Origin of the sequence: Microbulbifer variabilis ATCC 700307, assembly GCF_000380565.1 — a bacterium.
Classification (GTDB): Bacteria; Pseudomonadota; Gammaproteobacteria; order Pseudomonadales; family Cellvibrionaceae; genus Microbulbifer; species Microbulbifer variabilis.
Genome location: NZ_AQYJ01000028.1, coordinates 177,610 through 190,310, shown reverse-complemented (window position 1 = coordinate 190,310; position 12,701 = coordinate 177,610). Strand labels below are relative to the sequence as shown.

At 53.3% G+C, this 12,701-nt stretch carries 9 protein-coding genes; 7 read left to right on the top strand and 2 right to left on the bottom strand.

Annotation, left to right across the window (positions count from 1 at the left end; translation table 11 throughout):
* Positions 1 to 45 precede the first annotated feature (45 nt).
* The 5 genes from G367_RS0116535 to mepK all read left to right on the top strand — a co-directional run bounded on the left by G367_RS0116535 (position 46) and on the right by mepK (position 7,521).
* Positions 46 to 882, top strand: coding sequence for an NRDE family protein (locus G367_RS0116535; protein ID WP_020414271.1), 837 nt, complete (start codon positions 46 to 48; stop codon positions 880 to 882).
* A 426-nt stretch (positions 883 to 1,308) separates the two neighbouring features.
* Complete coding sequence (locus G367_RS0116530; protein ID WP_020414270.1) at positions 1,309 to 3,276, top strand: L,D-transpeptidase family protein; 1,968 nt, start codon at positions 1,309 to 1,311, stop codon at positions 3,274 to 3,276.
* Between the two features lie 179 nt (positions 3,277 to 3,455).
* Positions 3,456 to 4,712, top strand: a complete 1,257-nt coding sequence (locus G367_RS0116525; RefSeq protein WP_020414269.1) for a L,D-transpeptidase family protein — start codon at positions 3,456 to 3,458, stop codon at positions 4,710 to 4,712.
* 27 nt (positions 4,713 to 4,739) lie between these two features.
* Positions 4,740 to 5,918, top strand: a complete 1,179-nt coding sequence (locus G367_RS0116520) for a L,D-transpeptidase family protein (protein WP_020414268.1) — start codon at positions 4,740 to 4,742, stop codon at positions 5,916 to 5,918.
* 1,069 nt (positions 5,919 to 6,987) lie between these two features.
* Positions 6,988 to 7,521, top strand: a complete 534-nt coding sequence (mepK, locus tag G367_RS0116515) for a peptidoglycan L,D-endopeptidase MepK (protein ID WP_020414267.1) — start codon at positions 6,988 to 6,990, stop codon at positions 7,519 to 7,521.
* A gap of 56 nt (positions 7,522 to 7,577) precedes the next feature.
* On the opposite strand, the gene G367_RS0116510 is transcribed toward mepK, so the two are convergent.
* On the bottom strand, positions 7,578 to 8,756 hold the full coding sequence (locus G367_RS0116510; protein ID WP_245556710.1) for an imelysin family protein: 1,179 nt from the start codon (positions 8,754 to 8,756) through the stop codon (positions 7,578 to 7,580).
* A gap of 47 nt (positions 8,757 to 8,803) precedes the next feature.
* Complete coding sequence (locus tag G367_RS0116505; protein ID WP_020414265.1) at positions 8,804 to 9,469, bottom strand: histidinol-phosphatase; 666 nt, start codon at positions 9,467 to 9,469, stop codon at positions 8,804 to 8,806.
* Between the two features lie 168 nt (positions 9,470 to 9,637).
* Here G367_RS0116505 and G367_RS24055 point away from each other — a divergent pair, with 168 nt between their 5' ends.
* Both G367_RS24055 and ptsP read left to right on the top strand, forming a co-directional pair.
* A complete protein-coding gene (locus G367_RS24055) occupies positions 9,638 to 10,315 on the top strand; it encodes an RNA pyrophosphohydrolase (RefSeq protein WP_020414264.1) in 678 nt (225 codons plus the stop codon).
* 95 nt (positions 10,316 to 10,410) lie between these two features.
* Complete coding sequence (gene ptsP / locus G367_RS0116495; protein WP_026305190.1) at positions 10,411 to 12,678, top strand: phosphoenolpyruvate--protein phosphotransferase; 2,268 nt, start codon at positions 10,411 to 10,413, stop codon at positions 12,676 to 12,678.
* Positions 12,679 to 12,701 lie beyond the last annotated feature (23 nt).

Below are 12,701 nucleotides of genomic sequence, written 5' to 3'. Positions count from 1 at the left end.
CGCAGCGAAAGGGGCGCGCCCTTCCCCACCTCCCAGGAAGCCGCTATGTGCCTACTACTGTTTGCCTATCGCTGCCACCCCGAGTACCCACTCCTGTTGATCGCCAATCGAGATGAATTCTACGCTCGTCCTACCGCCCCAGCAGCGCAGTGGAACACGGGAAGCTTGGTAGCCGGGCGGGATTTGGAAGCTGGCGGCACCTGGGCAGGCATATCCCCCGGCCGTGTCGCCGCAGTCACTAATATCCGCGAACCCGGCACACCCGAACCTGACAATGCGCTTTCCAGAGGGGAAATTCCGGTTAATTTTTTGACTGGCATGAGTACACCAGAGCAATTTGCCAGGACCCTTCAAGGGCCTCGCTACCGCGGCTTTAATGCGCTGCTATTTGACTTGAGAGCAGAACACCCTCTCACCTGTGCCGGCAATCGCCACACTCCATTTTTATTTACGGCAGGGGTTCACGGAATTTCCAACGGAGCACCAGATGCCCCCTGGCCCAAGGTCGAAAAGGGAAAGGCCGGTTTAGAACGGATTGTACAAAATATCAAGGGCCCAATTTCCGGCCATAACTTCGTAGAGCCAGCCCTCAGCTTGCTTCAAGACAGACAAAGAGCTGCGGATGCAAACCTTCCCAAAACGGGGGTTGGCCTTTCCCTTGAACGAGCCCTGTCGTCAATATTCGTACAGATAAACCATAGGGAAAAACTTCTGCCAGCCGACACCAAAACAGATAACTTGACTGGAGGTTACGGTACTCGCGCCAGCACCGTAGTCGCTTTTAATCGAAATGGCGCCAGCCAGTTATGGGAACAGACCTTTGAAAATGGTGAGCCGCAGGGACCCTTGCGTCACTTTTGCCTCGCTCCTCCAGAGCCATAAAAACCCCATGAAAAACTGTGACTTAGCCCACTTTTCACATTTGATTAGCCGTATCTAATCGTACAAGCACTCACCCACTAATGGAATTATTTCCGCCAAACAGAATAAATGTGCATGGTTGACACAGCTAGATTGTCGCTTTTTTCTTTCACACTTAATCTAAGAAGAAGCAAACGCCAAGCAAATTCCTCATTTGTTGCCATACTTACTTTCACAGACTGAAATTGGTTGATATTCGCGCAAGTGCGGCGCCAATTGTGGTCTAAATAAGAGGATGTCGCGCGGGACGCATGACAAGTGCGAGTCAACGCTGAACACCAAAATGTTTCTGGGTGGGCTCGCCACAGGTTGGGAAGGTATGAACGATCTGGCGCCCGGTATTATCCGCAAGACAACCCCGGGCCCCTGCAGTATCGCTGAGGTACCATGTCTTATTTCAACCCTGAGCTCCGCAAACGAAAATCCATTCTGCCCCTACTAACCCTGGGCACTCTATGTGTCTCTATTCTCTATTATGCCTTTGCCGCGAACCAAGAAACGGTGCCGGTATTGCCTGAAAACGCCGTACGACCTCACTTGGTTCACTGGCTGGAAGAAAATCCTGACGCTTGGCCAGCCCAGGATCCTATATTCAACCCTGCCGCGGTGCGCAGAATTTACCAGCGCACGGATTACCGTCTACTGTGGTTCGATAACTACAACCTGAGTGAAAGCGCCAACGATCTGTTGAAGCAACTTACAGCAGCCAGCTCAGGCAATCCCAGCAGCATGGTGGATTACCGCTACCATCTTGGTTATTTCGACCGCACTTTGAGAGACACCCCCCAGCGACTGCAGATGGCCGCAGTTCTCGATATCCTGCTCACCGACGCGTTTGTCTCCTATGCCCAGGACACCCAACTGGACCGGCTAAGCCCCAAGAGTCGACCGCGTCGCGGTATCACCCCTGTGTTCCGTGATGACCAGGGATTTCGCATGGTTGCTCTGATACAACCCAGCCAGCGAGAGACCAATGAACATCGTGGGCGCAAACATTTTCGCGGCTACAACCGAGCGCGCATTATCGGCAGCACCCCACGCAGCCGCCATTACTCACGCGATTACGAAACTGATCGCGATCGCAATTATTCCAGCTCATCAAGCGCCAATCGCAGCTACAACCGCTCACGACACAGCTCTTACCGAGATAACAATGTAAATGGCTCTGGAGCCGGGAGTAATGGCAGCCGCGTATATTACAATCAAGGCCGTAATGCCAATGGTCGGGGAGGCGAGGCGGTCCCGCGCACGGAAAATAGCGAGGGGCCCTACTTCGAGGAGAATAAACCCTACGGTAGTGATGCATATGCCTTGAGAAATGAGCTTGAACGGCTGCGCAAAATCTCTGCTAGCGGGCGCTGGCGTCCCATTCCTCCAGGACCTGTTATGACTATGGGAGCACGCCACCCCCATGTGAGCCACCTGCGGGATATGCTCTCCCTATACGGTGACTATTCCAGTCGCTACAGTTATGGGGGCGTCGACCCCAACCGATTCGACCGCGGACTGCACGAGGCAGTGCTGCGTTTCCAAAAGCGCCATGGCCTTAAACCCGATGGAATTGTGGGCCGCGGCACGCGCAAACGGCTCAACCTCTCCCCTACTGCTCGGGCAAAAATTGTTGAGATGAATATTCTCCGCAGGGAGGAGTTGCCGGCCAATCTTGGGGAGCGCTTTATCCAGGTCAATATTCCCGCTTACCGTCTCCAATACGTGGAGAACAACCAGGTAAAGCTGGCCATGAATGTAGTTGTGGGTAAGAAAAAACATGCAACGCCTGAAATTACTACGAGGGTTAGCAAAGTAGTGTTCAATCCCACCTGGACTGTACCACGCAGTATCCTGGTGAATGAGATCCTGCCCAAAGCGCGCAAGAACCCCACCGGCATGGAAAACATGGGCTATCGGGTGGTTAGTGGTAGAGGGGAGTATCTACCGCTCACATCCCAGAATCTCTCGGCGGCAGGCGCGGGTTCCTACCTGATGCGCCAGATGGGCGGGGAGGAGAATATGCTCGGCCGGGTGAAATTTGAAATCCCCAATAAACACGATGTCTATCTGCACGATACGCGCGCGCGCAAATTATTCTCGCTGACCGACCGGGACTATAGCCACGGCTGTATCCGGTTGGAGAAGCCACGCCACTTGGCTGAGGCGCTATTGCGTCCACAGGGCGAATGGGATCATTGGCGTATAGACAAGCTAACCGTCGGCGAGGAAACCACCGAAGTAGACCTGAGGCAACTGGTCAAGGTGTATATCACTTATTGGACCGCCTGGGTGGATGGCCAGGGCAGGCTGAACTTCCGCCCTGATATCTATGACAAGGACGGACTCAGTGATAACCAGTTCTAAGTTATCGGGGCGGTCCCAGGGCCGCCCTTAGCCTCGTGAAAGTAATACCTATATACCTTTTCCTGTGAGTACCAGCAGCATCCATTCCCCATAATTATTTAGAGTTTCACGGTCACAAGTTACCACTGTGAGCAGAGTGATCATTTCCGGTGATCCTTCTTTGCTTACAGGGGTGACTTATGGGTGTTGGCTTTTTCCCTTCTCGTTTGCGTGTTGCACGAAAACCGATGTGGTGCGGTTGCGCAATAATATTGGCTGTTGCACTGGGCTTTGAGCAGTCGATAGCAGTCGCCGCGCCAGGAAACGCCAAAAAAGATGATTCGATTGAGGGCGTTTCTGGCAGTGATCCTTTTTCCCCTTACGGCCGTCAATATGCCTTGCTAAGCGAGGAGCTGGCGCGCTACAGCGCCTTAGCGGAGGGGGAACAGTGGAAGCCCCTATCTAAAGGGCAACCTATAACTCCCGGAAGCCGCAGCCCTAGGGTCGCGCAGCTCCGCAGCCTGTTGATGCTGTATGGCGATTACCGGCCAGAAGACTTTGCTGAAACTACCGAAAAAGGCAGCCTGGAAGCTGATGTCTACGATAAGCCCCTGCAGCAGGCAGTACGCCGGTTTCAAAGACGCCACGGCCTGAAAGCCGATGGACTTGTGGACGAACGCACTCGCAGTCGTCTCAATACCAATCCTGCCAAACTGGCACAAATCCTGAGCGCCAATCTTCAGCGCTGGGAACAACTGCCCAAAGACCTGGGGCCACGCTATATCGTTGTTAATATCCCGGAATTCAGCCTCCGCCTGATCGACGGTGATCGAGAGCAGTTTCGTATGAAAGTGGTAGTGGGCAAACCGAAGCACAAGACTCCACTGATCGCCACGCGTATGACCCGCCTGGAATTCAATCCAGTGTGGCGTGTGCCGCCGAGTATCGCGCTGAAAGAACTTTTGCCAAAAGGCAGCTCGGCCCTGAGCGCCAAGGGCTACCGGCTGGTCAACCACCGCGGCAGGGCTGTTCCCTTTACCAGAGGTAATGTCGCTGGCGTTCGCCGAGGAAAAGTAACGCTGCAGCAAAAAGGTGGACCGGGCAATGCACTGGGACGGGTCAAGTTTGTTATACCCAATCGCCAGGCAATTTTCCTGCACGATACAAACAGCAAGCACCTTTTCAAAAAAAACCAACGCGCTTTCAGTCATGGCTGCATTCGTCTGGAAAAACCGCTGAAGTTTGCCCGCATGATGCTGGCTCAACAAAATCGCTGGAATAGGGCGCGCATAGACCGGGCACTGATGAGTAGCCGCACCCATGGCGTACAACTGAAAAATCCTCTTCCGGTCTATATCGCCTATTGGACTGCCTGGGTGGATGAGCATGGACAGCTACAGTTCCGACCGGATATTTACCAACGTGATAAAGCCGGTGCGGGGACAAACCGTGGTTAAGCACAAGTATCACCACGGGAGTTATTTATGGTCAAGATTCCCCGCCATCTAGGCCTAGCAGCCTTACTCAGTTTGGCTATCGCCTCTGCGACGCCAATACACATTGCCATGGCAACTAAGGAATCTGTGGCTCTAAACCCAGTCAATATCAGTAATCAACTGCGCTCTGAAGCCAACCATTATCGGGAGATTGCCAAACGCTGGCGGCCTATTAATGAAGGGGGCCCTCTTCAGGCAGGGGATAAAGACTTACGCGTGCTGCAATTGCGCAAATTGCTTGAACTATATGGAGACTATCGCGGGCAACCGGGACCTGCGTCAGCCCCTCAGAAGGATCACTTGCGCTTCGACAGCGCCCTACAGTCAGCCCTTGAAAATTTTCAGCGCCGCCACGGACTTCCCGCCACCGGGGTTGCCGATAATGAAACTCTCTCCGCCCTATCAGTTTCCCCCGTTGAGCGAGCTAGGCAAATGACCCTGAATGCGGATCGCTGGGACCAACTATCCCTTCCCGAGGATGGCCGCTATATATTGGTCAATATTCCCAGCTACCGATTGCAGCTGGTCGAGAATGGTCAGGTTAAGCTGGACATGAAAACAGTGGTTGGCAAAAGTAGCACCCGTACGCCGAACATGCACAGCCGTATTACCAGTGTCGTCTTCAATCCCACCTGGACAGTGCCGCGAAGCATTCTGATTACCGAACTCCTCCCCAAGGCGCGGCACAACCCCGCCGCCATGCACCGTCGTGGCTACCGAGTAGTTCAATATCGTAGCGGAGCCACATCACCAATTACCGATGAAAGCCTCGCCCGTGCAGCCGGTGGCCACGCCACCTTGCGTCAGGTGAGCGGTCCTGACAACACCCTCGGCAAAGTAAAATTTGTTATTCCCAATAAGCAGGCAATCTTTCTACACGATACTCAGGCCCAGAGCCTATTTTCAGAACAACAGCGAGCATTCAGCCACGGGTGTGTACGGCTCCAGCAGCCGGAAGAGTTAGCTTACTCACTTCTTGAGTCTCAGGGATGGGACAGAACTCGCGTTGCCCAGGCCACAACCGGCAGTGAGGTCCTCAATGTTCCGATCAAGCCCGCCCCACGGCTTTTTATTGTCTATATGACAGCCTGGATAGATACCCATGGGCGCCCACAGTTCCGTCAGGATATTTATCACCGCGATAAACATCAGGCCCCTCTGAACTAGCTCCACAAGTGAGTCCGATTTTTGACAACCTGAAAATGATCTACGCTTTAAAACCTAAAAAAATAGTGAAATAAACGCGAACAAAATTTTAGTTATCTGGGCTAAACGTTTTTGTAATGAAAGAAGCACAGCGCTTTTACGGTATCTTTAGGAAAAATCTCAATTCTTAAAAAATCAGATTCAAAAGCCCCATAGCGCTAAGATATGGAATTGAACAACTTGATTTTCTTTCTGGTTGTTTAGCTAAAGGCTCTATTTCGACTAAAAAGTCCAACACACATTGAATACTGATAGAGTTACAATTCTCAAAACTGTAAAAACGGCTGCAGCCTACGGTAGTTTTTAAGTACTGAAAAAAGAAGGTCGCAAAGGCAACTTTAGCCACAAACCCCAGCTAAGATTTATAGCAATGGGTAACCGAGATCGCAGAATTCTATAGCTTTGCAAGAATTAAAAAAGGAGTACTGTGGCCAACATTCTTATTTAATAAAAATATGAAGCATCCTGCAGAACTTTTACTTACACCAATCAGGCGCACTCTTATCCACAACCATCACATCGAGATAAGGTATCTATCTGAAGGATATGTAGGAATCATACCCTCAATGTTGTATATACATGTACATACATTCAAAGGGGAAGGGGTAATAGATAGAGGTGGACTTTCTCCCATGCTACATAGGGCTTTCTAACAACCTACCAGCAGCACTCTTCGTATATTTGAATAGCTCTCAAAAGAGTAGGTAATAGACCTCTCACCGTGTCCGAGCCCCACTTTTCTATCACTTTCCCAGCCCTATGGAACCTAACAGTCGCAGAAAAATGTTTTTTTAACGTTGGCAACAAAATGACAACGCTGTCTCATTGCTAACAGGTATCCTTGAGTTATTTCTGGAAAATTCCCACCCGCCGGTAGCATAAGAGAAAAAATTTACCAGCATAGCGGTATGATTATTTCCGAATTAGCAGCTGCAAATTTGTAACAACTGGTTATTTTTTGTACATTTTCCGCCGTACCCGGATGCGCTATCCGACGCGCTCCGAAGAGAATTAACGACGAGGCGGAATTATGAAGAATCCATCCAGACGTCGATTCCTGGCAGTGACCTGCGCAACTGCGGCGGCGGTCAGCGCCGGACCGACTTTCGCTAAAGTAGGTAGCTCCCGCACCCTGAAGATGCGCAACCTGCACACAGGGGAGAAGCTGGAGGCCGCCTACTGGGCTAACGGAGACTACAGCAGCAATGGCTTGAAACAATTCAACAAATTGCTGCGCGACCACCGAGCCAACGAAGTGACTCGAATGGACCCGAAACTGTTGGATATCGTGTATAAGCTGAAGGAAAAGTTCAATTACACAGGTACCATCGAGATTATCTCGGGATACCGATCGGCCAAGACCAACGCCAAGTTGCGTGCTGCAGGCCGCGGAGTTGCCAAGCGCAGTTACCATACTCGTGGTATGGCCCTGGATATCCGCATGCCGGGCGTCCCACTGTCAAAACTGCGACAGGCGGCACTGGCTCTAAAAGCAGGCGGTGTTGGCTACTATCCGAAAAGTAACTTCGTCCATGTAGATACTGGCCCTGTACGTCGCTGGTAAGACTGAGAAAGTATTCCAAATCAAAAACCCCGGCCATTGCCGGGGTTTTATTTTGATCAGTTCCCTATCGTAGGCAGGGATACCGGCATAACATCCTTTTCCGATAACGGAACCTGGGTTGTTCCTGCCATCAAACCCGCCATACGTTCAAGCAGTTTACGCGCCTGCACCAATTGCCCCGGCTCAGCCAGCTCAAACGGATCCTCCATCTTCAGCAACAAGGCCTCAAAATCCGAAAAAGTCTCTTCCAGTGCACTGACCTGATGACGGTCAAGCAATACTTCCGCCATGCCGCCACCACCGGTAGGTATCCAGTTGGACTGTAAAGTCGCCATGATGCCCAACAGAGCCTGCTTAGAATCCGCAGCCCGACCACTTTCCACGTCACTCTCTGAGCCCTCGGGAAGGCGCCGTAATACTTGTTCATCAATTACCTGAGTATGCGCAGCACGAATTTGCTGTAGCCGTGCCACAGGCCCCAGAGACAGATACTCACGTGACAAATTATTGGCTGAAGTCGGCCAACGGCGCGCGAGACCGGCCATATCCTCTTCCATACCCTTGGCAATCAGCCGGGTCAGTTCGCGGCGACGATTCACCGCCAGCGCCTCAGGTTTCTCACCGTTACTATCGGGGATAAAGTCCTCTGCAGTGCGCTCTCCAGTGGGCCCCCAAAGCATGACTTCCAAGGCATGAAACCCCGTACTGGCTTCCTCATGGGCGGTAAGCCTGTGTTGCTTACGTAAATTAGCCAGGGTCAGCTCGATTGCAGTGTCATTGACAATGCCGCTGTCTGAATACCCTGGCACCGTATCCAGGTAGCCAGCCTGGGCTGGCCAACTGTCCAATGCCAGCATCAACTTGCGCCCCTGGCTACGCAAGTCCACCGGGGAAAACGCCAACTGTATATAGGGAAGGGTTGCCGCAAACTCCCGGTGTGCATCCAGCCAGGAGAGCCTGGCCTCTTCAAGCTGGTCCTCACTGGGATTTGCCAGTAGAGCTTTAACTGCGCGCTGTAAAGTTTCCACTGATGCATGCGTGTGGAGTACCTGGGCCTGTCCCGCCTGCCAAATTGCCAGAGAAAGGTCTGAGGCCGCCTGTTCACTGATCTGTTGCGGCGCCACATCCCGAAGAGTCTTGGGCGGTTCCACGGGCTCCTTCTCACATCCCAATGTGAGCGCCAAGCCACCGAGCAAGAGCACCACAACCAGATACCGAATGCTATGTCCGTTCACTCAATTCCTCATTATTCCCATCACCGCAAAGATCTTGGCTACGCAATTCAGCGGCTCTCCCGCAAGCTGATAACTGGCCAACCGCGCGCTTCTGCCTCTACACGCAGGCGCGCGTCGGGATCTACAGCCACCGGGTGCTCCACTTCGGCCAATAGGGGCAGGTCATTAATGGAATCGCTATAAAACCATTTCTCCCTGCTTTCAAACTCTGGGTTATGCGCCAGCCATTGGCGCAGGCGCAGCACCTTGCCGGCCTGGTAACAGGGCTCTCCGACAACCCGCCCAGTAAACCGGCCCTCTAATTCTTCGGGCTCTGTAGCCAACAACGTGTCAACTCCCAGACGCGCGGCAATGGGCTCTACCACAAAACGATTAGTGGCTGTGATAATCATAATGTGATGCCCTTTGCGGCGATGTTCGCCGATCAACTCCTGCGCCGCAGGCAACCACAACTCACTGACCACTTCCTGCATAAATTCGCTCTGCAGGTTTTCCAGTTGACCGCGTGAAATCTGCGACAATGGTTCCAAAGCGAATTCCAGATAGGCAAAAATATCCAGATCACCACGTTGATAATCCTGGTAGAAGCGGTCATTGGTGGAGCGATAGCGCTCACTATCCACATGCTCCCGATCCACAAGGAACTCGCCCCAGGCGTGATCACTGTCTCCACCGATCAATGTATTATCGAGATCAAATATTGCCAGATGCACCGCCAGCTCCCCCGTAAACTATAGATTCCCAAAGGGTATTTCACCGCCATGGTCAGGCCACCATCAACGTAGCGACAGTCAATTTTACCTCGCACTTGCCCGTATCACACGGACTACGTCACTGAATTGCTGTAAACCCACCTCTGTGGAACAATGCGGGACAAGTAAGTGCTGCGCACGGCAACACACAACAGTATTGAGGACGGTATTTTGGGCGACGGCAAGCCGGCACAAGCCGGGCGAAGAAACCGCCGTAGGCCCGCCAAACAGTCAAATCGCACCGATAACCCCGCAGCCAACAACCGCAACCGGGGCCAGGGTAGCGAAAACAGCAGCAATATAGATACCGAGGGTTTCCGCCCCAATGTCGGTATCATTGTGCTGAATGTCCGCGGTCAGGCACTGTGGGCTAGGCGGGTAGGTGGCAAGGACGCCTGGCAATTTCCCCAGGGAGGTATAAACCCAGGCGAAACCCCAGAACAGGCGCTATATAGGGAACTGTACGAGGAAATTGGCCTTACTCGCGATCAAGTCAGTCTGATTGCCTGTACTCGTGGCTGGCTGAGATATCGCCTGCCTCAGCGACTGATTCGTCGACGCTCTGAGCCACTGTGTATAGGGCAAAAACAAAAGTGGTTTTTGCTGAAGCTGGAAGCGCAGGAGTCCTCTATCAGCTTCGATAATGGCTACAAACCTGAATTCGACCACTGGCGCTGGGTGAATTATTGGCATCCACTGAGTAAAGTAGTCACTTTCAAGCGCGAGGTTTACCGTCGTGCTTTGACCGAGCTGGCCCCCCAACAGCTTCAGCTGGAAAGACGCTGGCTGCGCGACAAGGGTGAGTGACCCGAAACCTGCTCCTGGTGCGGCTCCGCACCTCCTCTGGCCCCAGGTTAGCCCTGGGCCTATAAATTTCTCCGTTGATTGGCGAGGACAGGCCATTGCTCGGATCTTTACGTAGTATCGTTCAAGAAGTAAACACCGCCAGAGACCTTCCTGCGGTGCTCGAAATTATTGTTCGACGTGTGCGTGAAGTGATGCATACCCGGGTCTGCTCCGTATACCTTCGTGACAAACAATCCGGAAATTATGTCCTGATGGCCACCGATGGCCTGCTCCCAAGCGCCGTGGGTCAAGTGCACTTGGCGCCTGGCGAGGGCCTTGTGGGCAACGTGGTTACCCGCGAAGAGCCCATTAACCTGGAAAAGGCCGAAGCTCACCCCGCCTTCCAGTATTTTCCCTCCACTGGCGAGGAGCGCTTTAGCGCTTTTCTGGGCACGCCGATTATTCACCACCGCACCGTACTTGGTGTTTTGGTTGTCCAGCAGGAGGAACAGCGCCGTTTCGATGAGGGTGAGGAAGCCTTCCTGGTCACGCTGTCCGCTCAATTGGCCGGGGTTATAGCGCATGCGGAGGCCACCGGTATGCTGGCCACCATCCGTAGGCAGCGCCAGGAAACCCATTTCTCCGGTATTGCCGCCTCACCTGGCATTGCCATCGGTCGTGCGCATATTGTCACCCCCCAGGCCAACCTGGCCACCGTGCCCTATTCCCTGTGCTTGGATATTGAGGACGAACTCGCCTTATTCCAGCAAGCACTCAGCACTGCCAGGGAAGAAATCCGCGAAGTAGGAGAAAGGCTCAAAGGAGACCTGAACCGCGAGGAGCGTGCGCTGTTCGACGCCTATATCAGTATGCTGGACGATAACTCTCTCGCCGTTGAAGTCTGCGACCGTATCCAACAGCAATTGAGTGCCCCCAGGGCCTGGGCCGAGGTCATGCTCGAACATGTAAGGCGCTTTGAAGCCATGTCCGATTCTTATTTTCGCGACAGGGCAGCCGATGTTCGCGACCTGGGCTCCAGGGTTCTCTCACATCTGCATCAACGCCAGCAGAGCGAGCGAGACTACCCGGATAACACCATTCTCGTGGGAGAGGAGTTAACAGCGGCTGTATTGGCTGAGGTCCCACGGGAAAAGTTAATCGGCGCCGTCTCTGTAAAGGGCTCTTCCAATAGCCACGTAGCTATCATTGCCCGGGCCATGGGTCTGCCTGCCATTATGGGGGTGCAGGATCTCCCCTATGAGACTATCGATGGTGTCGATATGGTTGTGGACGGCTATCGGGGCGACCTACATATCCATCCCGGCGCGGAACTGAAGCGCCGCTATGACGATATTGTGGAGGAGGAACACCAGCTTGCCCGTAGCCTCGACCATATGGCCGGGCTACCAGCGGAAACAGCTGATGGCCACCGGGTTTGCCTGCTAGTTAATACCGGGCTAATGGCCGATGTAGTGCGCTCCCTGGAACGAGGTGCGGAAGGCGTGGGCCTATTTCGGACTGAAGTACCTTTCCTGCTGCGCGACCGCTTCCCCTCTGAGGAAGAGCAGCGGGAAATCTACCGGGAACAGCTGGAGGCCTTCGCGCCCATGCCAGTCACCATGCGAACCCTGGATGTCGGTGGCGATAAGGCGCTGGCCTACTTCCCTATCGAAGAAACTAACCCCTTCCTCGGCTGGCGCGGTATCCGCGTTACCCTGGACCATCCGGAAATATTCCTGGCGCAGGTGCGCGCCATGATGAAAGCCAGCTTAGGGCTCAACAACCTGCGTATCATGTTACCAATGATCAGCGGGCTCAATGAACTGGAAGCGGCGCGCAGGTTAATAGAACGCGCCTACGGAGAGCTGCTGGAAGAAGGGTATGAGATTGAAATGCCGCCGGTTGGTGTCATGGTGGAAGTACCTTCAGCCATTTACCAGATTCGCGAGCTGGCCGAGCGCGCCGACTTTATCTCAGTAGGTAGTAACGACCTGACCCAGTATCTGTTAGCGGTAGACCGCAACAACACACGTGTAGCCAATATCTATCACGCCCTCCATCCCGCGGTGCTTCGCGCGCTACAGGAAATCGTCACCATTGCACATGCAGAGGGCACCAAGGTGAGCATCTGTGGAGAGCTGGCCGGCGAACCCGGGGGGGCGCTGCTGTTAGTGGCAATGGGCTATGACAGACTATCGATGAATGCCACCAATTTGCCAAGGGTAAAGGCTACCTTGCGCGCTGTGCGCCAGGCAGATACCGAGCTGCTTCTACACCAGGTGCTCAAAATGGATTGCGCTGACGAGATTGAACAAACCGTGAGCGCCTTTTTGCAGAGGATCGGCCTCAAAAATATTCTGCGCCCAGCAAGTGCACGGCATTAAGTCCGATACTCTTCAAACAAAAA

What these genes read in the sequence shown, in the direction of transcription:
- G367_RS0116535 (WP_020414271.1), top strand. Translation starts at nt 46, where the DNA reads ATGTGCCTACTACTGTTTGCCTATCGCTGCCACCCCGAGTACCCACTC.
- G367_RS0116530 (WP_020414270.1), top strand. Translation starts at nt 1,309, where the DNA reads ATGTCTTATTTCAACCCTGAGCTCCGCAAACGAAAATCCATTCTGCCC.
- G367_RS0116525 (WP_020414269.1), top strand. Translation starts at nt 3,456, where the DNA reads ATGGGTGTTGGCTTTTTCCCTTCTCGTTTGCGTGTTGCACGAAAACCG.
- G367_RS0116520 (WP_020414268.1), top strand. Translation starts at nt 4,740, where the DNA reads ATGGTCAAGATTCCCCGCCATCTAGGCCTAGCAGCCTTACTCAGTTTG.
- mepK (WP_020414267.1), top strand. Translation starts at nt 6,988, where the DNA reads ATGAAGAATCCATCCAGACGTCGATTCCTGGCAGTGACCTGCGCAACT.